General features: G+C 51.5%; 14 protein-coding genes. 11 read left to right on the top strand and 3 right to left on the bottom strand.

Annotated features, from left to right (window positions below; genetic code table 11):
- Positions 1-288: 288 nt before the first annotated feature.
- The 6 genes from gltB (at position 289) to Q0852_RS14180 (ending at position 9,540) form a co-directional block, all read left to right on the top strand.
- Positions 289-4,752 (top strand): glutamate synthase large subunit, encoded by a 4,464-nt coding sequence (gene gltB, locus Q0852_RS14155; protein ID WP_299018983.1) that lies wholly within the window; start codon positions 289-291, stop codon positions 4,750-4,752.
- A gap of 14 nt (positions 4,753-4,766) precedes the next feature.
- Complete coding sequence (locus Q0852_RS14160; protein ID WP_299018985.1) at positions 4,767-6,179, top strand: FAD-dependent oxidoreductase; 1,413 nt, start codon at positions 4,767-4,769, stop codon at positions 6,177-6,179.
- A gap of 139 nt (positions 6,180-6,318) precedes the next feature.
- Positions 6,319-7,017 (top strand): 5'-methylthioadenosine/S-adenosylhomocysteine nucleosidase, encoded by a 699-nt coding sequence (gene mtnN / locus Q0852_RS14165; RefSeq protein WP_299018987.1) that lies wholly within the window; start codon positions 6,319-6,321, stop codon positions 7,015-7,017.
- Positions 7,017-7,973 (top strand): cobalamin biosynthesis family protein, encoded by a 957-nt coding sequence (locus Q0852_RS14170; protein ID WP_299018989.1) that lies wholly within the window; start codon positions 7,017-7,019, stop codon positions 7,971-7,973. The genes mtnN and Q0852_RS14170 overlap by 1 nt, the downstream gene beginning before the upstream one ends.
- Positions 7,974-8,810: a vitamin B12 ABC transporter substrate-binding protein BtuF gene (btuF, locus tag Q0852_RS14175; protein WP_299018991.1), complete on the top strand. Its 837-nt coding sequence runs from the start codon at positions 7,974-7,976 to the stop codon at positions 8,808-8,810.
- Between the two features lie 118 nt (positions 8,811-8,928).
- On the top strand, positions 8,929-9,540 hold the full coding sequence (locus Q0852_RS14180) for a TRIC cation channel family protein (protein ID WP_299018993.1): 612 nt from the start codon (positions 8,929-8,931) through the stop codon (positions 9,538-9,540).
- Positions 9,541-9,630: 90 nt separating this feature from the next.
- Here Q0852_RS14180 and tyrS read toward each other — a convergent pair whose 3' ends face one another.
- Positions 9,631-10,818, bottom strand: a complete 1,188-nt coding sequence (gene tyrS / locus Q0852_RS14185) for a tyrosine--tRNA ligase (RefSeq protein WP_299018995.1) — start codon at positions 10,816-10,818, stop codon at positions 9,631-9,633.
- A 128-nt stretch (positions 10,819-10,946) separates the two neighbouring features.
- Between tyrS and Q0852_RS14190 the strand changes: the two genes are divergently transcribed.
- Positions 10,947-12,269 (top strand): peptidoglycan DD-metalloendopeptidase family protein, encoded by a 1,323-nt coding sequence (locus Q0852_RS14190; protein ID WP_299018997.1) that lies wholly within the window; start codon positions 10,947-10,949, stop codon positions 12,267-12,269.
- 87 nt (positions 12,270-12,356) lie between these two features.
- Here Q0852_RS14190 and erpA read toward each other — a convergent pair whose 3' ends face one another.
- Together erpA and clcA are read right to left on the bottom strand one after the other, a co-directional pair.
- Positions 12,357-12,698 (bottom strand): iron-sulfur cluster insertion protein ErpA, encoded by a 342-nt coding sequence (erpA, locus tag Q0852_RS14195; RefSeq protein WP_299018999.1) that lies wholly within the window; start codon positions 12,696-12,698, stop codon positions 12,357-12,359.
- Between the two features lie 62 nt (positions 12,699-12,760).
- Positions 12,761-14,164, bottom strand: a complete 1,404-nt coding sequence (clcA, locus tag Q0852_RS14200; protein ID WP_299019001.1) for a H(+)/Cl(-) exchange transporter ClcA — start codon at positions 14,162-14,164, stop codon at positions 12,761-12,763.
- A 251-nt stretch (positions 14,165-14,415) separates the two neighbouring features.
- Here clcA and hemL point away from each other — a divergent pair, with 251 nt between their 5' ends.
- The 4 genes from hemL to Q0852_RS14220 all read left to right on the top strand — a co-directional run bounded on the left by hemL (position 14,416) and on the right by Q0852_RS14220 (position 21,957).
- Entirely contained in the window at positions 14,416-15,714 is a 1,299-nt protein-coding gene (hemL, locus tag Q0852_RS14205; RefSeq protein WP_299019003.1) for a glutamate-1-semialdehyde 2,1-aminomutase, read from the top strand.
- 360 nt (positions 15,715-16,074) lie between these two features.
- Positions 16,075-17,124: an AI-2E family transporter gene (locus Q0852_RS14210; RefSeq protein ID WP_299019036.1), complete on the top strand. Its 1,050-nt coding sequence runs from the start codon at positions 16,075-16,077 to the stop codon at positions 17,122-17,124.
- 116 nt (positions 17,125-17,240) lie between these two features.
- Positions 17,241-18,260: a 16S rRNA (guanine(1207)-N(2))-methyltransferase RsmC gene (gene rsmC, locus Q0852_RS14215; RefSeq protein WP_299019005.1), complete on the top strand. Its 1,020-nt coding sequence runs from the start codon at positions 17,241-17,243 to the stop codon at positions 18,258-18,260.
- A gap of 310 nt (positions 18,261-18,570) precedes the next feature.
- Positions 18,571-21,957 (top strand): response regulator, encoded by a 3,387-nt coding sequence (locus Q0852_RS14220; protein WP_299019007.1) that lies wholly within the window; start codon positions 18,571-18,573, stop codon positions 21,955-21,957.
- The last annotated feature ends 104 nt before the right edge of the window (positions 21,958-22,061 follow it).

Raw genomic sequence — 22,061 nt, forward strand, 5'->3', positions numbered from 1 at the left:
ACCATATTTCAGAAAAACACCGACTTTTCATCCTCTTCCCTCTCAGTATTTCCACCCACCAAGCTGTAAGCACAATGTTACAACAAGATAGGAATGGAAGCATCGCTAACAGTTAGAATGCAACGTCTACGTAACTCTTACTTCCACGCGGGCTTGTGATGAATATTTGACCTTTTTGTAAATTCTCGTTAACTTCAGCTAAAGCTGAAAGCAAAAATGACGGTCAGGGAGATTGTCATAATTATGCAGTAAAGCTGTCCGGATGGGCAGGAGCAAGGGAGAGTTGCAATGACACTGTATGACCCAACGCTGGAAAAAGATAACTGTGGGTTTGGCCTTATTGCCCATATTGAAGGCGAAACCAGCCACAAACTTGTCCGTACAGCTATATCCGCATTGGATCGTATGACCCACCGAGGCGGTATCGCCGCCGATGGCAAGACTGGCGACGGCTGTGGCCTGTTGATGAAAAAGCCCGAAAACTTTTATCGCATTGTCGCCGAAGAGCAAAACTGGAAACTCGCCCGTGAGTTTGCCGTGGGCATGATCTTTTTAAGCCAGGATCCCGTCAGGGCCGAACAAGCGCGTACCATCATCAATGAGGAACTGACAAAAGAAACCCTCACAATTGTCGGCTGGCGTGAAGTTCCCGTCGTTCCAAAAGTTCTGGGACCGATTGCCACCGATTCACTCCCACAAATCGAGCAGGTCTTTATCAATGCCCCTGCAGGCTGGAAGCCTCGTGATGTCGATCGCCGACTCTATATTGCCCGCCGCCGAATCGAAAAACGCATCAATGACGACCCTGACTTCTACATCTGCAGCCTATCGACCCAAGTGATGGTCTACAAGGGGCTGTGTATGCCTGCTGACCTGCCAAAGTTCTATCTCGATCTGGGCGATATCCGGCTGGAGTCATCAATCTGCCTGTTCCACCAGCGCTTCTCGACCAATACCCAACCACGCTGGCCACTGGCACAACCTTTCCGTTATCTCGCCCACAACGGTGAGATCAACACCATCGCCGGTAACCGCCAGTGGGCACGTGCCCGTGCCTATAAATTCTCCTCGCCGCTATTGCCTGATCTGCAAGCAGCCGCCCCTTTCGTTAACGAAACAGGTTCCGACTCCTCCAGCCTCGACAATATGCTGGAACTCTTCCTGTCTGGCGGAATGGATCTGTTCCGGGCTATGCGGATGCTGGTACCGCCAGCTTGGCAAAACCACCCGGATATGGATCCTGAACTGCGTGCCTTTTACGACTTCAATACTATGCATATGGAGCCTTGGGACGGCCCGGCCGGTATCGTGATGTCCGACGGTCGCTATGCTGCCTGTAACCTCGACCGTAACGGTCTGCGACCGGCCCGTTATGTAATTACCAAAGACAAACTGATCACCCTGGCATCCGAGATCGGGATCTGGGACTACGCCCCGGACGAAGTGGCCGAAAAAGGCCGGGTGGGGCCGGGTGAGTTGCTGGTGATCGATACCAAGTTCAGCAAAATCTGGCATTCCAGCGATATCGATAACGAACTGATGAGTCGTCACCCTTATAAAGAATGGATGGATAGCCACGTCAAGCGACTGGTTCCCTTCGAAGAGCTGGAGGATGATCAAGTCGGCTACCGTGCCTTCAACGATAGCGAGCTGAAGGTCTACCAAAAATTATTCGGGATCAACAACGAAGAGCTGGATCAGGTACTACGCGTTGTCGGTGAAAACGGTCAGGAGGCAACGGGTTCAATGGGTGACGATGCCCCGGTGGCAGTACTGTCATCAAAAGAGCGAGCCATCACCGACTATTTCCGCCAAATGTTTGCCCAGGTTACCAATCCGCCGATTGACCCTCTGCGGGAAAAACACGTAATGTCACTGGCAACCTGTATCGGTCGTGAAGTAAATGTCTTCTGCGAAACCGACGGTCACGCTCACCGCGTCGCCTTCAAATCACCGGTATTACTCTATTCTGATCTGGTTCAGCTGCTGGAACTCGACAGCCAGTACTACCGCAACAGCATCATTGATATCAACTACGATCCCAGAGAAAAAAATCTCAAACAGGCCATTACTGATCTTGCCGATCAGGCAGAACGACTGGTTCGCAATGGCACCGTCCTGGTTGTACTCTCCGACCGTGGCATCAACCCTGACACGCTTCCAATCCCGGCAGCGATGGCTGTCGGAGCAGTACAAACCCGTCTGGTCGACAAGAACCTGCGTTGTGATGCCAATATCGTAGCCGAAACCGCGACAGCCCGTGATCCACACCAGTTTGCGGTCCTGCTTGGCTTCGGGGCGACTGCCGTCTACCCGTACCTCGCCTATGAATCACTCGGCGAGCTGGTCGACAACGGTGCCATCAACAAGCCCTACCGTGAAGTCATGCTCAATTTCCGCGACGGAATGAACAAAGGCTTGTACAAAATCATGTCCAAGATGGGGATCTCAACCATCGCCTCTTACCGCTGCTCAAAACTATTCGAAGCCGTGGGGCTAGGCGAAGAGATCGTCGACCTTTGCTTCCATGGCGTATCGAGCCGGATAGCCGGGGCCGATTTCAGCGATTTTCAGCAGGATCTGTTCAACCTGTCACGCCGCGCCTGGCTCAAACGCAAACCTGTCGAAAATGGCGGTTTACTCAAGTACGTCCATGGCGGGGAGTTCCATGCCTATAACCCGGATGTGGTCGGTACCCTGCAGAAAGCCGTTAAAACCGGTGATTATCAGGACTATCTAGCCTTTGCCAAACAAGTCAACGACCGACCTGTGGCTGCCATCCGTGACTTGCTAAAACTCAAAGAATCAGACACCTCAACTGATATCGACAATATCGAGGAAGCAACCGAGCTGTATAAGCGATTTGACTCTGCAGCGATGTCCATAGGAGCCCTGAGCCCTGAAGCCCATGAGGCACTGGCAATTGCGATGAACCGCCTCGGCGGCTACTCCAACTCCGGAGAAGGTGGCGAAGATCCGCGTCGCTTCGGTAACGAACGAAATTCACGCATCAAGCAGGTCGCTTCCGGCCGCTTCGGTGTCACCCCGCACTACCTTGCCAATGCCGACGTCATTCAGATCAAAGTCGCCCAGGGAGCCAAGCCCGGTGAAGGCGGACAGCTGCCAGGCCACAAAGTGACAACCGAAATCGCCAAGCTGCGCTATGCCGTACCCGGAGTTACCCTGATCTCTCCGCCTCCGCACCATGACATCTACTCCATTGAAGATCTGGCGCAGCTTATCTTTGACTTAAAACAGGTCAACCCGAAAGCACTGGTGTCAGTCAAGCTGGTATCAGAGCCGGGCGTCGGCACTATCGCCACCGGAGTCGCGAAGGCCTATGCCGATCTCATCACTATTTCAGGCTACGATGGCGGCACAGGTGCCAGCCCGCTGACCTCGGTAAAATATGCCGGTAGCCCATGGGAACTTGGCTTGGCCGAAACGCAACAGGCCCTGGTTGCCAACGGACTGCGCCATAAAATCCGACTCCAGGTCGATGGCGGCCTGAAAACCGGGCTCGATGTTGTAAAAGCGGCGATCCTCGGCGCAGAAAGCTTCGGCTTCGGTACCGCACCTATGGTTGCTCTGGGCTGTAAGTACCTCCGGATCTGCCACCTCAATAACTGTGCAACCGGGGTAGCAACCCAGGATGAAAAACTGCGACGCGAGTTCTTCAAGGGCTTACCGGAGCAGGTAATGAGCTACTTTACCGGCCTCGGTCAGGAAGTCAGGGAATGGCTGGCAAAACTGGGAGTCGAACAGCTCACCGACCTGATCGGACGGACCGACTTATTCGAAATCCTCGACGGCTATACCGCCAAGCAAAGTAAGCTGGAACTGAGCAGCCTGTTACATGCACCGACACCCGTTGAAGGCAAGACACTCTACTGCAGCGAACCCAATACGCCATTTGACCCGGCAGTATTAGGCAGCGCACTGTTATCAGAGGCCTTGCCTGCCATTGAAAGTCGCAGCGGTGCCGATTTGTACCATGATATCCGCAACACCGACCGTTCAATCGGAGCACGCCTGTCCGGAGAAATTGCTCTTCGCTACGGCAATCAGGGCATGGCCTCAACCCCCGTCAACCTCCACCTCACAGGGACTGCCGGTCAGTCTTTCGGGGTATGGAATGCCGGTGGCCTGAATCTTTATCTTACCGGGGATGCTAATGACTATGTCGGTAAAGGAATGACCGGCGGCAAAATTGCCATTCGTCCGCCGGTGGGCTCGGCTTTCAAGTCTAACGAAGCCACCATTATCGGTAATACCTGCCTGTACGGCGCAACCGGCGGCAAATTCTTTGCAGCAGGTAAGGCCGGTGAACGTTTCGCCGTCCGCAACTCTGGCACCATCGCCGTCGTTGAAGGTGCCGGCGATAACGCCTGCGAGTACATGACTGGCGGTATCGTCGCTATTCTCGGAAAAACAGGCGTTAACTTCGGTGCCGGGATGACAGGTGGTTTTGCCTATGTACTGGATGAAGATGGCGACTTTGCCGGGCGCGTCAATCCTGAGCTGATTGAAGCCCTGCCGCTGGACAATCTGAAAATCCACCAGGAACACCTGCGCGGGCTTATTGACAGTCACCTGGAAGAAACCAATTCCTGCCGAGCCCAGGAAATCCTGGCCGACTTTGATCAGTGGATCCCAAGGTTCTATCTGGCTAAGCCAAAATCTGCCGATGTGAATACCCTCTTGGGTCACCAGAGCCGCTCAGCTGCTGAACTGCGTGTTCAGGCACAATAAGGAAGGGATACCGAATGAGCCAGAACATCTACCAATTTATCGACGTCGCCCGTATCGACCCGGCTAAAAAGCCACTGAAAGTACGTAAAATTGAGTTCGTGGAAATCTACGAGCCCTTTACCCAGCAGCAGGCCGGAGCGCAGGCAGACCGCTGCCTCGGGTGCGGTAACCCGTATTGCGAGTGGAAGTGTCCGGTCCATAACTACATTCCGCAGTGGCTCAAGCTAGCCAATGAGGGACGGATCATCGAAGCCGCTGAGCTTGCGCACCAGACCAATACCCTACCGGAAGTTTGTGGCCGGGTTTGCCCTCAGGATCGCCTCTGTGAAGGTGCCTGCACCCTCAATGATGACTTTGGAGCCGTCACCATCGGTAATGTTGAAAAATACATTACCGACAAAGCGTTCGAAATGGGCTGGAAACCGGATATGTCCCAGGTCGAATGGACCGACAAGAAAGTGGCCATAATCGGCGCTGGCCCTGCAGGCCTTGCCTGCGCCGATATCCTAGTTCGCAACGGAGTAAAACCGGTCGTCTTTGACCGCTATCCGGAAATCGGTGGCCTGCTGACCTTTGGCATTCCCTCCTTCAAGCTGGAAAAAGAGGTAATGATCAACCGCCGCAAGATCTTTACCGAAATGGGTGTTGAGTTCCGCCTCAATACTGAAGTAGGCAGAGATATCCAGATGGAGCAGCTACTTAGCGAATATGACGCCGTCTTTCTCGGCGTCGGCACTTACAAAAATATGCGAGCCGGGCTCGACAACGAAGACGCACCCGGAGTATTCGATGCACTGCCTTTTTTAGTCTCCAATGCCTACCGGGTAATGGAGCTGGAAACCAGCAATAGCTTTATTGATATGAAAGGCAAGCGAGTGGTGGTTCTTGGTGGGGGGGATACAGCTATGGACTGCGTCAGAACCTCTATTCGCCAGGGAGCCAAAAATGTAGTCTGTGCCTATCGCCGTGATGCCGCCAATATGCCGGGCTCCCGCAGGGAAGTAAAAAATGCCCGCGAGGAAGGCGTCAAATTCATGTTCAACCTCCAACCCTTGAGCATCGAAGTCGACCGCAAAGGCAACGTCTCCGGTGTCAGGGTGATCAAAACCACCCTGGGTGAACCCGACGATGCTGGCCGTCGCCGTCCTGAACCGATTACCGGTAGTGATCACGTCCTGGCCGCAGATGCCGTGATCATGGCATTTGGTTTCCAACCCCATACGATGCCGTGGCTGAAAGCCTATAATGTCGAACTGGATCAATGGGGCAGAATCAAAGCCCCGGCAGAAGGCGCTTTTCAGTTCCAGACCAGCAATGCCAAAATTTTCGCCGGCGGTGACGCGGTACGAGGTTCGGATCTAGTCGTGACAGCCATCGACGAAGGCCGCAAAGCCGCAGAAGGGATCCTCGACTACCTAGAGGTATAGCCCCGCATCCAGCGAACAATACAAAATCGGGAACCTTGGTACTACGCCACCGTTCCCGATTTTAATTTCTTCATGCTACAATTCCTCCCACATTTGCTCCCGCTCGGGAGCCTTGATTCACAGACAAGAGAACAGATTGATGAAAATCGGCATTATTGGCGCGATGGAGCAAGAAGTTGCCATCCTGAAAGAGCAACTGACTAACAGCGAAACTCACCGCAAAGCGGGTTGTACGTTCTACACCGGTAAGCTTAATGGTGCTAATGTTATCTTACTGCAATCAGGTATTGGTAAAGTGGCTGCAGCCGTAGGTACTGCGGTACTACTTGAAGTATTCCAGCCTGACTTGGTTCTGAACACAGGCTCTGCTGGCGGCTTTGACGCAAGCCTTAATGTCGGCGATGTCGTGATCTCAACCGAAGTACGCTACCACGATGCTGACGTAACCGCATTTGGCTACGAAATCGGTCAGATGGCCCAGCAGCCAGCAGCCTTTATCTCTGATACTAAACTGATGGATACAGCAGAAAAAGCCCTGGAAGGCATGGACAGCATGCATGCCGTACGCGGCCTGATCTGCACCGGTGATGCTTTTGTTTGTACTGAAGCAAAACAAAACTTCATCCGTGAGAACTTCCCGTCTGTAGTCGCCGTTGAAATGGAAGCAGCAGCAATCGCTCAAGCTTGCCACCAGTTCGAGGTACCATTTGTTGTTGTTCGCGCAATCTCTGACGTTGCCGACAAAGAGTCACCAATGAGCTTTGAAGAGTTCCTGCCTCTTGCAGCGAAAAGCTCTTCATTTATGGTGGCTAAAATGGTTGAGCTGCTGAACCAGTAATGACAGAGACCCTGGCGTTTCTGCTCGACAACAGCTCCCTGCTGGTCATGTGGGGAGCGTTAGTCATGCAATGGCTTTTGCCAATACCGGCCCAACTCCACCCATTACAATTCTGGCAACAACTGGCAATCCTGGTCGCCGATAAGGTCAATAAACCGGACGATACCCATCGACAGCGGCAGCTCTCCGGCGGGCTTGCCTGGTCACTGATGTGGCTGACCGTCCTGGTTCTGCTTATCGCCCTTTCCCAACTAGTGTGGATAGACAGTATCTTCCAGCTCATCCTGTTATGGCTCGCGCTGGAATGGCGCAACACCGCCAAACTAAGCAAACGCTTTATCCGAGCCTTAAACCGAGAAGACAAAGCTTATTGCCGACAACTTCTGGAGGGCCTGCTTAACCGAGATACCCGAAACCTATCTCTACTGGGGTTAGGAAAAGCCGCAGCAGAAACCCAACTACTAGCCTATGGCAGGCTGGTAGCGGGCGTACTATTTTGGTATGCCCTCGCCGGAGGGATCGGAGCCCTGATGTACCGCTTAGCTGTCGGATTGGCCAGAGCCTGGTCACCAAGCCGGCAACGCTATAACGCATTCGGCCTGCCTGCCGTACGCATTCTGGCTATCCTCGATCTTATTCCACTTCGTATCTTTGCCCTGCTGATCTGTATCGGTCACAACAGCAAAACGGCCCTGCAGGGAATTGCCCGTCAGGGGGAAAGCTGGGTACTACCCGGGCCAGGGTGGTTGCTGGCGGCAGCTGGCCACAAGTTATCCCTTTCTCTCGGTGGTCCTGCGATCTATGACCAGCAAAAAATGGAACGCCCCCGCCTCGGTGGGAAAATTGCCCCGGCGGCTCTGCACTTGGCGCAAATAGAAAAAGTCGTCACTCACCGCCTGCTCGGCTGGCTGGTAATCCAAACCGCGCTTATTCTTATTTTCCAAGGAGCTTTCTAAGTGCGTCGGAGCTATCGCTACCTGCAATTGGGTCTGCTGCTTTTTTCATCATTATCCGTTGCTGCCCCTCAAACCCAGCGGGTGATCAGCCTCTCACCACACACGACAGAGCTGGCCTATGCTGCAGGGCTTGGTAACCAGCTAATCGCTGCCAGCGACTACAGTGACTACCCGGAGGCTGCCAAGTCCCTCGAGCGAGTTGCCAACTTCCGTGGGATCAAATTAGAACGGATTGTCACCCTGAAGCCCGATCTAATCCTGGCCTGGAAAGGTGGCAATCCGCCACGAGAAATGACCAAACTAGAACAACTTGGCTTTACTATCTATTATTCCAACCCGGTTGCGCTGGGAGATATTGCCGATGCTATCGAGGAACTGGGAAGCTATTCCGCCCAACCAGAAATTGCCAAGCGTAATGCCAACGAGTTCCGTGCCACACTGAAAGCCCTGCAAATCCGGCACCGCAACCAACGTCCGGTCAGTTATTTCTACCAGCTCAGCTCCTCACCGATCATTACTGTGAGCAATAAAAGCTGGCCGAGTCAGGTGTTCACCCTTTGCGGCGGCAGAAATATTTTTGCCGACAGCCCAGCGGCCTACCCGCAAATATCCGAAGAACAAGTCATTGTTCGCCAGCCGGAGGTCATTTTCAGCACCCCACATGCGGGCACTGAAACCGGCACCTGGCAAAAATGGCAGGGTAAACTACCAGCCATCGATAACCAGCATATCTTCTCCCTGCAGGCCGATTGGCTCAACCGCCCGACTCCTCGCACCATCAAAGCGGTGAAACAGGTATGTAACTACTTTGATATAGTTAGACAAAACACTCTTTAACAGCGTGTCAACAATCATTGTGAATATGCTCACAAAGTAACCGTAGCAAGTTGTACCTATTGTTATTCGTCGTACAATCTCAGCTAAATCTTCTTTCTCTGAGCTTACAGGTACAAACATGCTTATCTATTTTCTCGATATGTTTGGCACCGCAGTGTTTGCCGCATCAGGTGTGTTGTTGGCGGGCCGTCTTCGCATGGACCCATTTGGCGTCGTTGTCTTGGCCAGTGTTACGGCCATCGGGGGCGGGACGATCCGAGATATGGCCTTAGGGGCCACCCCGGTATTCTGGATCACAGACACTAACTACCTGTGGATGATTTTTGCCACCTGTTTGATATCGATGCTGGCTATCCGCCGTCCCAGGCAAATTCCCTGGTACATTCTTCCGGTTGCCGATGCCATCGGTTTAGCCGTATTTGTTGCGATCGGGGTAGAAAAAGCACTCCGTTTCGGAGCCTCACCAATGGTTGCGGTGATCATGGGGGTCATGACAGGCTGCGGCGGCGGGGTGATCCGGGATGTCCTGGCCCGAGAGATCCCGATGGTGTTGCGAACTGAAGTCTATGCCACCGCCTGTATCCTTGGCGGAATCATCCATACGGGAGCCCTGATAATCCATGTTGATTCAGCCGTGGCTACGCTGGCGGGTATCATCTCGACCCTAACTATCCGTCTGGCTGCCATTCGCTGGCACCTCTCGCTTCCGACCTTTGCCCCGAGGCAATGAACTAAATCAGAACGGAGCCGTTGGTTCCGCATCAAGTAAAGATATAAAAAAAGGCGCTCAAGGCGCCTTTTTCAACACTGTTTTGCTGAATTAATTCAACGTAACACGTGCAAACTTACGTTTACCTACCTGGTAAATAGCAGTACCAGCAGCAGGAACAAGCTTGGTATCTTCAATCTTGTTACCATCAATCTTCGCCGCGCCCTGACGGATCATACGCATCGCGTCTGATGTCGAATTAACCAGGCCAGCGTCTTTCAGCAAGTTACCAATTGCAATACCCGCTTCGAATTCGAACTCAGGCATTTCTTCCGGCATTGCACCTTTCTGGAAACGGTTAATGAACTCTTGCTCAGCAGCATCGGCATCAGCTTCAGAGTGGAAACGAGCGATGATTTCTTTCGCCAGCAGGATCTTGATATCACGAGGGTTCTTACCATTCGCCATATCTTCTTTGAACTGGTCAATTTCTTCCAGAGGACGAAAAGACAGTAGCTCGTAGTAATTCCACATCAGATCATCAGAGATTGACATGATCTTACCGAACATTTCGCTTGGTATATCAGAGATACCAATGTAGTTATGCGCTGACTTGGACATCTTCTTCACGCCATCCAAACCAACAAGCAACGGCATCGTCAGGACAACCTGAGGCTTCTGACCATTGGATTTTTGCAGCTCACGACCCATTAGCAAGTTGAACTTCTGATCAGTACCACCCAGCTCAACATCCGTTTCCATTGCAACTGAGTCATAACCCTGAAGCAGTGGGTACATAAATTCGTGGATCGCAATAGGGCGACCTTCGTTATAGCGCTTCTTGAAGTCGTCACGTTCTAGCATACGAGCAACCGTCTGGTTTGCTGCCAGGCGGATCATGCCTTCAGCACCCAGCTCAGACAGCCAGCTAGAGTTAAATACAATCTTGGTCTTCTCAGGATCCAGAATCTTAAACACCTGATCGGTGTAAGACTTCGCATTTTCCAGTACTTGCTCACGAGTCAGCGGCGGACGAGTGGTGTTTTTACCAGTCGGATCACCGACCATAGCGGTAAAATCACCAATAAGGAAAGTGACTTCGTGGCCAAGCTTTTGGAAAGTGCGCAGTTTATTCAAGATCACCGTGTGACCTAGGTGGATATCTGGAGCCGTTGGATCTGCACCCAGTTTAATACGCAAAGGACGATTTTCTTTCAGCTTGGCAATCAGCTCTTCTTCTGGAATCAGCTCATCGACGCCACGCTTAATTTCAGCTAACGCTTGTTCAATGCTGGCCATTCTTGTTCTCTCCCACAGAATTGGCAAAAAAGTAATAATCGAACATCTTACTTGAATAGCGATGTTTTTTGAAACCAGTTAGACTAAGCGCTGTCTTATTTTTCCCTTTTGTGAAAAAAATCCAGTTAATGCTAGTATCGAAACTTGTTCGGTTGCCACGGGTGCACCAAATACTCATATCACTAATCAGTGCCTTTGTGGTGCTCCTGCTCATTATTCAGGGTTCAGATGACAAACAAACTCATCCGGAACGCAAGTTTGAAATAGGAAAACCCTATCCGCTCGATCTAAATCTCGACGACCACCAGCTCAGGCCACTTGAGAAAGACGAGAAGCTCGAATACGCACGGCTGAAATGGAAAGAGCACACCGTTAAATCCGGTGAAAGCCTGGCCGTTGTCTTTGACGAGGTAGGCCTCTCACCTGGTACGCTCTACCGCTTGGTCAATGCCGATAAAGGCACCAAGAGCCTGACCAGCCTTCGTCCTGGCGATATCCTCAAGTTTGGCTTCGACCAGAACAACGAGCTCATCCAGCTGATCCAGCCACAAAGTGCCACCGAAACCCTGGTGATCACCCGTACCGGCGATAGCTACCACTCCCGCAAGGAAACCAAAAAGGTAGATACCCAGCTTAATTTTGCTCAGGCAGTGATTACATCCAGTTTCTGGAATGCCGCAGACAAAGCCGGTCTGACCGCTAACCAGATCATGGAAATTGCCGGTATTTTTGGTTGGGATATCGACTTTGCCTTGGATATTCGTGAAGGAGACAGCTTCTCAGTACTGTTTGAAGAACGTTTTGTCGAAGGTGAGCCGATTGGCCGCGGGAATATTATCGCCGCCACCTTCACAAACCTGGGAGAAACCTTTACTGCCGTTCGCAGCAAAAGCGGTAAATATTACGACCAAGAAGGACGTGCGATGCGCAAAGCCTTCCTGCGCTCACCAATCAACTTCCGCTATGTCAGCTCCAACTTCAACCCTCGCCGTTTGCACCCGGTAACTGGACGCGTTAGAGCTCACCGCGGTACGGATTATGTAGCCCCTGTCGGCACCCCTATCTGGGCGGCGGGTGACGGCATCGTCATGAAATCAAGCTACAACAAATTCAACGGTAACTATGTCTTTATCCGTCATAGCTCCACCTATATCACTAAATATCTGCACATGACCAAGCGTAAAGTCAAAACCGGGGAAAGAGTCAAACAGGGTCAAACTGTCGGAACTCTGGGTGGCACAGGTCGAGTTACAGGCCCGCACCTACACTATGAATTTCTGGTAAACGGTGTTCACAAGAACCCACGGACCGTAAAACTGCCGCAAGCCAAATCGCTCAAAGGAGCCGAAAAAACTAAATTCAAGCAGTATGCCAGCGAGCGCCTGAGCCAGTTATCGCAATTTAGCGGACTGATTGCCGACAATAGCCCGTTACTGATTAACCGCAGTTAAACGGAACCCGCTCCAACAAAAAAGCCGTCGTTGATAAACGACGGCTTTTATTTTGTCTTTCGACAGGGTTAAAAACCCAGTCAGAATTTACACACTGAATGAAGCACCGCAACCACAAGTTGTTGTCGCATTCGGGTTATTCACGAAAAAGCGTGAACCTTCCAGACCTTCGGTGTAATCAACGGTACCGCCAATCAGGTACTGCAGGCTCATTGGGTCAACAACCAGTGTTACACCACTGTTTTCGATGGTTGTATCGCCTTCATTCACTTTCTCATCAAAGGTAAAACCATACTGGAAACCACTACAACCACCACCGGTGATATAAACACGCAGCTTCAGATTTGGGTTTTCTTCCTCGGCGATTAGCGATTTTACTTTATTCGCGGCCACATCAGAAAAATTCAGCGGTACATTGGCATCGCTCATTAAAAAACCTCTCAAAACACTTGCAGTAATTAGGCTGATTATCTAATACCTGAGTAAGTTGTTCAAGTATTGACCACTTCAGACTGTTTTCTTTGCGCTATTTTTTCCTTTTCCATCGTACGACGCAAGAGCTGAGAGTAAATTGGTTGTCCGCCCAGTACCTGAGCTAACATTGTTGCTCCTAGAGTCGTAATAATCAGCGGAAGGATCAGCTGATAATTGTTCGTCATCTCAATAACCAGCAGGATACCGGTGATCGGTGCCCTTACTGTAGCCGCAAACAGAGCTCCCATTCCGGCAATCGCAAACATCCCCGGCTCAATCCCCAAATCAGGGAAAAACAGCTGGGCAACAGCACCGAAGAAAGTTCCGAATAAGGTGCCAAGGGCCAGCATAGGGGCAAAGATCCCGCCCGGCGCACCGGAACCGAAACACAGCAAAGTCGTCGCAACCCGAGCCAGGAATAAAATCAACAACAGGCTGATACTGTATTCCCCGTTCGTTGCACTCGGGATCAGTGCAATACCACCACCGGTCAACTCAGGCAGATAAAGTAACAATAAGCCAAAGCAACCGCCCAGCAACGTACCGGTCAACACATAGCGACGACGGTTATTACGATGAATACGGCCAAATAAATCCTGCGCCATGGTAACCAGACGATTGAAAATCACGCCGAAGACACCAAAAAACATTCCCAACAACAGGAACAACCACAGCGACTTAAGCACCGGTGCTTCATACTGAGGCATGGTGATCACCGCATGCTGTCCCTGGATAGTACGGAAAACAATGTCAGCCAAAATGGCAGAAATCAGGACGCACTTAATAGATATCAGGCTATAGCGAAACTGCGGTCGCATTTCTTCGACCACAAACATAATCCCGGCCAGCGGAGCATTAAATGCCGCAGCCAGGCCACCTGCAGCCCCAGATGCTAGCAAGGCATGCCTGGCTTCCTTGTCCTTGAGACGGAAGATATCTGACACCATACGGCCGATATTCCCCCCCATCTGAACCGAAGGACCTTCCCGGCCCAGCACCATACCTGAGCCCAAAGCCCCCAGGCCCCCGATAAACTTCACAGGTAATACCCGCCACCAGCGAACCGGGCGAATATCATCCATCGCCCCTTCAATCTCCGGGATCCCGGATCCCGCAGCATCAGGAGCAAAACGATGAACAAGGTAATAACCGATACAGGCCAGTAACGCACTAATCAGAAAAGCAGCCAGCCACAATGGCAGTACACTGCTGAACACATCACGCAACCAGTCTGTACGTTGCTCCGAAACCCAATGAACTGCAATTTCAAATAGAGTCGACACCAGGCCAGCCATCAGGCCAACCAGCGCAGAAAGAAACAACACCGATACCGGTGTTTTATCACGAGAAAGAAAACGCCTAACCAGCCCGCTAGGTTGCAGACGTTCAGGCGCAGGTGTGCCTTGGGTGTTATCAGTCATTACAAAACCGTATCTGTACTTGGAATGCCCCGGGAAGGGCGGTAGGAAGGACGAAGTTCGTCTGGCATTAGATTAACTGAGAGCGGGATATTTTTACATAGCCAATGTTGCAAACTAGCTTTCCATCAGTGCTCAGCCACTTGATAATCTACAAGGAGCACATTCTGTCAATTCGCTCGCCAAGTTCCTGGAATTTTAGGTACAATGCGAGGCAGTTCAAATCAGACATTATTTGAAAATAGGACAACACAATGAGCAAATCAGCCGATTTATTTGCTAAAGCACAAGAGACGATTCCTGGCGGTGTTAACTCACCGGTCCGCGCATTTGCCGGTGTTGGCGGCAGCCCACTCTTTATCGAGCGTGCTGACGGCGCATACATCTTTGATGCTGATGGTAAAGCGTATATCGATTATGTCGGCTCTTGGGGTCCTATGATTCTAGGTCACAACCACGTTGCTATTCGCGATGCAGTTATCGAAGCTGCCCAGCGAGGCCTGAGTTTCGGTGCCCCAACCGAAATGGAAGTTACCATGGCGGAGCTCGTTTCCAAGCTGGTACCATCGATGGAAATGGTTCGTATGGTAAGCTCAGGCACTGAAGCCACCATGAGTGCGATCCGCCTTGCCCGTGGTTATACAAGCCGCGACAAGATCATCAAGTTCGAAGGCTGCTACCACGGCCACGCAGACTGCCTATTGGTGAAGGCCGGTTCCGGAGCCCTGACCCTTGGCCAACCAAGCTCTCCGGGTGTTCCAGAAGACTTTGCCAAGCACACACTGACTTGCACCTACAACGACCTTGAGTCAGTTCGCGATGCCTTTGCTAAACATCCGGAAGAAATCTCCTGCATTATCGTCGAGCCAGTCGCCGGTAACATGAACTGCATTCCACCGGTACCAGGCTTCCTGGAAGGTCTGCGTGAGATCTGTGACGAGTTTGGAGCCCTACTGATCCTGGACGAAGTAATGACAGGTTTCCGAGTATCGGAAGGTGGCGCGCAGGGTTACTACAATATCAAACCAGACCTGACCACACTTGGTAAAGTGATCGGTGGCGGTATGCCTGTTGGTGCTTTCGGTGGTCGTCGTGAAGTGATGGAATACGTTGCTCCTACTGGCCCAGTTTACCAGGCAGGTACACTATCAGGTAACCCGGTAGCAATGGCCGCAGGGCATGCCTGCCTGAGCGTTCTGACTGAGGAAGGCAACGAAAAACGCCTGGCTAATACCACTAAGCGTCTGGCAGAAGGTTTCCAGGCTCTGGCTGAAAAATACGGTATTCCGCTGAAAACCAATCAGGTTGGCGCAATGTTCGGTTTCTTCTTTACCGATCAGGAAAGCGTAACCTGCTACGGCGACGTAGCAAAGTGCGACGTTGAGCGCTTCAAGCGTTTCTTCAACCTGATGCTACAAAAACGTGTTTACCTGGCTCCATCAGCTTATGAAGCCTGCTTTACCTCTCTGGCTCATGGCGATAAAGAGATTAAAGCCACGCTGGAAGCCGCTGAATTTGCGTTTGCAACGCTGGCTGAAGAAGCCAAGGCTTAATCGATATTTGCACAGCAAAAAACACAAACGCCACTCATTGAGTGGCTTTTTTTTATCTTTCATTACAGACTTTTGGAAGTTACTCCCCCCACAGCGACTCTCTTCATCACTGCCAGAAGTAAACCGCAAACGCCGCTAAAGCCAGCAGTACCCAAACAGCCATAGGAACCCGACGCTTTTTCTTAGAATCGCAACCGCAATCACAACATCCCATCTTGATGTGAACCTCATTAAAAACAATTGATTTCTAAAAGATTGCTACTTAAGCAAGTGGATGCAATTATAACCCTCGTTAAGAGTTCACAAACAGCAAGGATAAAAACAGTGCCCAAAACATTTCAAGCCGGATCACGCCATTGGATGCTGATTGCGGCCTTGGCGCTGGCCGCTTACGCCAGCTACCGCCTGATCGAGCCATATCTCGGCCCGATTGTCATGGCCTTTATTATTTCGCTGCTTTACTACCCGCTCCACGCCAAGGTTGAAAGCAAGATCCCGCGCCAGCCTAATACGGCCGCCTTACTTTCCTGCCTCTTGCTGACCTTTATGATCGTAATACCGGTACTGGTCGTCTTCAGTTCGATTGTCCATCAAGGTACGACATTCTCGAAAGATAGCTATGACTGGCTGACCTCCGGCGGGGTCAAGGAAGTCTTGTCACACCCATACGCCGTCAAGGCCCTTGCCCTGATAGACAAGTATTCACCTTTCGAACCCATGGATGCCCAGGTTGTCGTTCAGAAAATTGCCACGGCGGCCTCCAAATTTGGCTCACAGTTGCTCAATGTCAGCGCCAAGATCCTAGGTGATGCGACCAACTTCGTGATCAGCTTCCTGCTAATGTTGTTTGTGCTGTTCTTTCTGCTGCGAGACCACAAAAAAATGGTCTCCGCACTGCGCCATGTCGTCCCGCTCTCTCGCAGCCAGGAAGATGCCCTGCTGACAGAAGTCGAACAAGTTGCTAAATCTGCCGTACTGGGATCATTCCTGACCGCGCTGGCACAAGGTGTAGCTGGTGGTTTTGCAATGTGGCTGGCCGGTTTCCCCGGACTATTCTGGGGCTCAATGATGGCCTTTGCTTCATTCATCCCGGTAGTCGGAACCGCACTGATTTGGCTACCGGCTTCAATTTACCTGCTATTAAGCCATCAATGGGAATGGGCTCTGTTTCTGGTTGGCTGGGGCCTAATCGTGGTCGGCTCTATCGACAACATCCTCCGCCCATTACTCATGCAAGGCAACTCAGGCATGAATACCCTACTCATTTTCTTCTCAATCCTCGGCGGGCTGCATCTATTCGGCCTGATTGGGATGATTTACGGCCCAATCATCTTTGCTGTCACCTTGGTGCTGTTCAAACTCTACGAAGTCGAATTCAAGGACTTTTTGGATCAGCAGGATCAGCATTAACCGCGCTCAACCATTCCAGCAAAGCCGCCCTGCGCGGCTTTGTTCACCTTTTCATACCCGGCAATTTGTGGAACAATTCGCGCCCTTACTCCATGTAAAGCAAATCTGAGGCCCTTATGTCTTATACTGCCGCAAGCCAGGTTATTGCCCGCCAGCTTGAGTTTTTTGAAAACCGCAAAGTCCTTGTCGTCGGCGAGCTCTCTGATTCATATCCACTAGAGCTAGCCCAGGTCGCTCAGTCAGTGGCAGTATTTACCACCAATTATGGCTATCACCGCAGCATGAGCCGCCACAGCCAGATCCAGTCTTACTTCGGTGCCGAGCTAACCGCCGATGCCGATATCGACATGATCTTGCTGTATTGGCCGAAAGCGAAAGCCGAAGCGGAATACCTGCTTGCCATGCTGCTGGCCAAATTCGGCCCGCAAACCGAAGTGTGTATCGTCGGTGAAAACCGCAGTGGTGTCCGCAGTGCAGAAAAAATGTTTCAGGCCTATGGCCCACTCACCAAATATGACTCAGCACGCCGCTGCAGCTTCTACTGGGGACGCTGTGACCATCAGGCTCCGGCCTTTGACATTAACAGCTGGTTCCGTAGCTACCCAATTGAGGTCGCTGGCACTGAGCTGACTATCCGATCTCTGCCGGGCGTCTTTAGCCATGGTGAATTCGACAAAGGCTCTGAATTGCTGCTCAAAACCCTGCCGGCCCTGCATGGCCGGGTGCTCGACTTTGGTTGTGGCGCAGGCGTTATCGGCGCAGTAATGAAAACCAAAAATCCCGATATCACCCTTGAACTGTGTGATATCAGTGCGCTGGCGATTGAATCGGCCCGTGAAACCTTCAAGGCCAACAACCTGGAAGCGACATTTACGGCGACCAATGTCTACACCGCGCTGGAAGGCCCTTATAACTACCTGATCAGCAACCCGCCATTCCATGCTGGCCTTAAGACATTCTACGCAGCAACAGAAGATTTCATCGCCCAGGCTCCAAGCTACCTGAAGCCTGAAGGACAACTGATCATTGTTGCCAATAGCTTCCTACGTTACCCGCCTCTGATTGAGGCCAGCTTAGGTAGCTGCGAAATGGCTGCCAGTACTAATAAATTCAATATTTACGCTGCAAAAAAATAAGCCAAACGGGCTGAGCTAACGCTCAGCCCTATTCCCAAACCAGACGATAACGCCTCAAATAGGGACATTTTCAGCCCAGTCCTTTGTTAATCTCGTCAATAATGTGTCTCGCCACACGCTTCCCGACACACTTACTTGAACACAAAAAAAAACTCAGTATAACTGGATTCCTTGATGCTCCAGAGCATCGGTAACTATTCGCTAAAAACGTCAAAAGCCACGCTGGTCAACCGTTCGGATTCAACAACCATGATCAGGCTAGGCGATGACATCACACCCCGTTTTAAATTGGTTAATTTCAGGCACAGGAATGCAGAATACCACCCGTTTCAAACGCCTCCAGCATACCCTTATGCTGGCTTTTCTCGTGCTCAGCATTACACCGCTGACACTTTCCGCCCTATTTTTTCTTAATTCCCATACCAATGATCTTGCTGAGCAAAGTACTAACCACTTGGCTTCATTGCTGGAAAATAAGCAGAAACAGCTCAATACATTTTTTTCGGCCAGAAAATCCGAAGTACAGAGCTTTGCCCGCTCAGAACTGGCCAATGCCAGCGGAGGCCGCTTCTACGGCTTAGTCGGAGCCTATCACCAGCTGGGAGATATCTCCTACCAGACACAAGGCCGAGACCGTAGCCGCTACTTTACCGAGACGCTGACTGCCAAGCCCCACGACGGCAGCAACAATAGCAACTATGTCGGCCACGAACGCTATCGCCTGATGTACAAGCGCTATAACTGGGCCTATGACGAGTACCTTAAACGGTCTGATTTCAGCGATATCTTGCTGGTCGATATTCAGGGGAATGTCGTCTACTCCGCCTTCAGCCCTGATAAATTCAGCTATAACCTGCTTGCCGAAGACACTCCGTTTACCGCATTGCGACAAACCTTTGCGGCAATCAAAAATAAAGCCGAGCAGCAGCAAATCGAACCGGAGCATGTCCCAGTCGCCTTCACCGATTTTTCCGTTGATCCAACAAGCAAAGACTATACAGCCTGGTTTGCCGCCCCCATCATCCAGCAAGGCTACCTCCACAGCTATGTTTTCTTCCAGCTAAGTAATGAAGCCATCAGCAAATTCATGACAGATGCCGGCAGTAGCAATACCTACGTGCATACCCTTCTGATCGGCAACGACCACCTATCGCGCCTGCCGACCCCACAAACACTGCCAGATAACCTGTCCAGTCCGGGTATTGAAAATGCTCTGTCCGGAAATAATGGCGTCGGTAGCTTCCTCAACTTCAACCAAGTCCCGGTATTAAGCGCCTTTGCTCCAATCGATGTAATGGGTAACGCCTGGGCTTTGGTGATCGAGTTGCCGGAAGAAGAGGCTTTCGCCCGGATCCGCCAGCTGGAAAAATTGTTTGTGATAGCGATGGTGACCGCGATTGTGTTGGTGATCATCGCGTCGCACTGGCTGTCGAACTCCATCACCGCCCCGCTACTTCGGCTCACCTGGGCGGCTGAACGAGTCTCCGCCGGCGATATGGATCAGAAAATAGAAAGTACCGAGCGCAGTGATGAAATCGGCCGCCTAGCCACCAGTTTTGCCCGGATGCAACGCTCAGTGCGCGAAAAAATGACTCTGATCCGTGAGCAAAACAATGAACAGGAACAGAGCCTTCAGGTGATCCAACAGCAAAACGAAGAGCTGCAAACCACCGATAAGCTCAAGGATGAATTCCTCGCCACTACTTCGCACGAACTGCGCACGCCACTCCATGGCATGGTGGGAATTGCCGAATCATTACTGGCTGGTGCCAACGGTCCTATCCAGCACAGCCAGCGCCGCCAGCTCGAGATGATGATCAACAGCGGCCAGCGACTGACTAATCTGGTTGATGACCTGCTCGATTATCATAAGATGCGCTACGGCGATCTTGATATTAACAAGCAACCGGTCGATCTCGCCTCTGCGATCCGGTTAGTTCTGGAGCTGTCTACCCACCTGCTAGGAAGTAAACCGGTCAGGATTATCAACCAAATTCCGGATGATCTCCCTCTGGTATTAGGTGATGAGCAACGACTGGAACAGATTCTCTATAATCTGGTCGGCAATGCCATCAAATACACTTCGGAAGGGAAAATCATCCTGTCAGCCACCCAGCTCGAAAACCAGATCCGTATCCAGGTTGTCGATACCGGACAGGGGATCTCGCCAGAGCAACTGGAACATATTTTCGAACCACTGATCCAAGCCAATACCAACAATGGTAACTACCGCCAGGGAGCCGGGCTCGGATTGTCGATCAGCCGCCAGCTTATCGAAATCATGGGAGGGCGGCTGTATGTCAGCAGCCAGCCGATGGTGGGTACCACATTCAGCTTTACCCTGAATCAGGCATCAGAAGAGGATATCGCCGATATCCAGCAGGCAATCCCAAGCAACCATTTCCAGGTGCCATCGCTTGATACAGCCCACTGCGAAATCAATGATCTGCCGGAAAACCAGGATGGCGATCTCCTGCTGATTGTAGATGATGAACCGGTTAACCTTCAGGTTCTGACCAATTACCTGCGGCTGGAAGGCTACCGGGTGATCACGGCAGAAAGTGGGCCGCAAGCACTCGAACAGCTCGAAAGCCAACAGCCTGCCCTGCTCCTGCTAGATATTATGATGCCGGGTATGAACGGCTATGAGGTTTGCCAGCACCTACGTAAACAACATAGCCCACTGGAGCTGCCAATCATCATGCTGTCGGCTCTGGGGCAAGTCCAAGACAGGGTCAGAGGCTTTGAATGCGGCGCCAATGACTACCTGACCAAACCTTTCAACAAAGAAGAACTGACCGCCCGGATAAGAGCTCATATTCAAGCCGGGAAGACTGAAGTCCAGCGCCAGAAAAATCAGGCCCTGGAACAGGAAATCAAGCATCGGGAAAGTATCGAGGCTGGACTGCTTGAAACACAGAGCAGACTGCTTGGCCTGCTGGAGTCAACCAGCGAGGGGATAATTTGTGTTCAGGAGGATGGTCGTATCCGTTACGCCAACAGTGCCGCCGGAAAGCTATTCCAGCGCGCACCAGAAGTAATAGAAAGACACAATATAGAAGATATCCTCGCAACCCACCTGCCTGCCGATATCACGAACAGTCGTCACTTCAACGGTAGCCTGATCTATCGCATCGGTGAAGAGCTTAAAACACTGGAAACCGATGTGATCAACCTGCCTGAGGGCTCAGGCCTGCAACGAATGTTTATTTTCGACAATGGCGGCGCGGCCACCCAGCAACGGGTTCAGGTACTTGAAAATGCGATAGATGTTCTTTCAGGCTTTGCTTTCGATGGAGACAAAGGAAACCTGCAGCAATTACGGGAACTTGGCGGCGAATTTACCCGCCTTGCGGACAAACTGGATAACAGCGTACAAAATAAAACTGACTCGCTCCGGGTATTATTAGTCGATGTTATGAAAGCAACACTGAAGCTCTGGGAAACCTCTGCGCAAAAAAACAAATTCGAGCTGGCAGAAGAAAGTGGACTATGGCGAGTATATTTGGATCGTAGCACACTGCAAACCCGCACTCTGGACAAATACCTGCATCTTGAGACACTCCCCAAAACGCCACGCTGGCGCACGGTGCTCAGCACGATAGATTTTGTTCTCGAGCGCTGCTGTGCCCCCACGCCGGAACGCCAGAACATCAAAAAGATGAAAGACAAGCTCCAGCACCTAGTCAGCCAGTAAACATCAAGCCCGCATTCTGCGGGCTTTGTTTTTCTCGCCGTATTCCGCAATCAGACAGCCCTTCCCATCTTTTCCACCTATCGAACCTAGGTCTGCTTCACCTG

It is taken from the genome of uncultured Photobacterium sp. (assembly GCF_947502415.1).
Lineage (GTDB): Bacteria > Pseudomonadota > Gammaproteobacteria > Enterobacterales > Vibrionaceae > Photobacterium.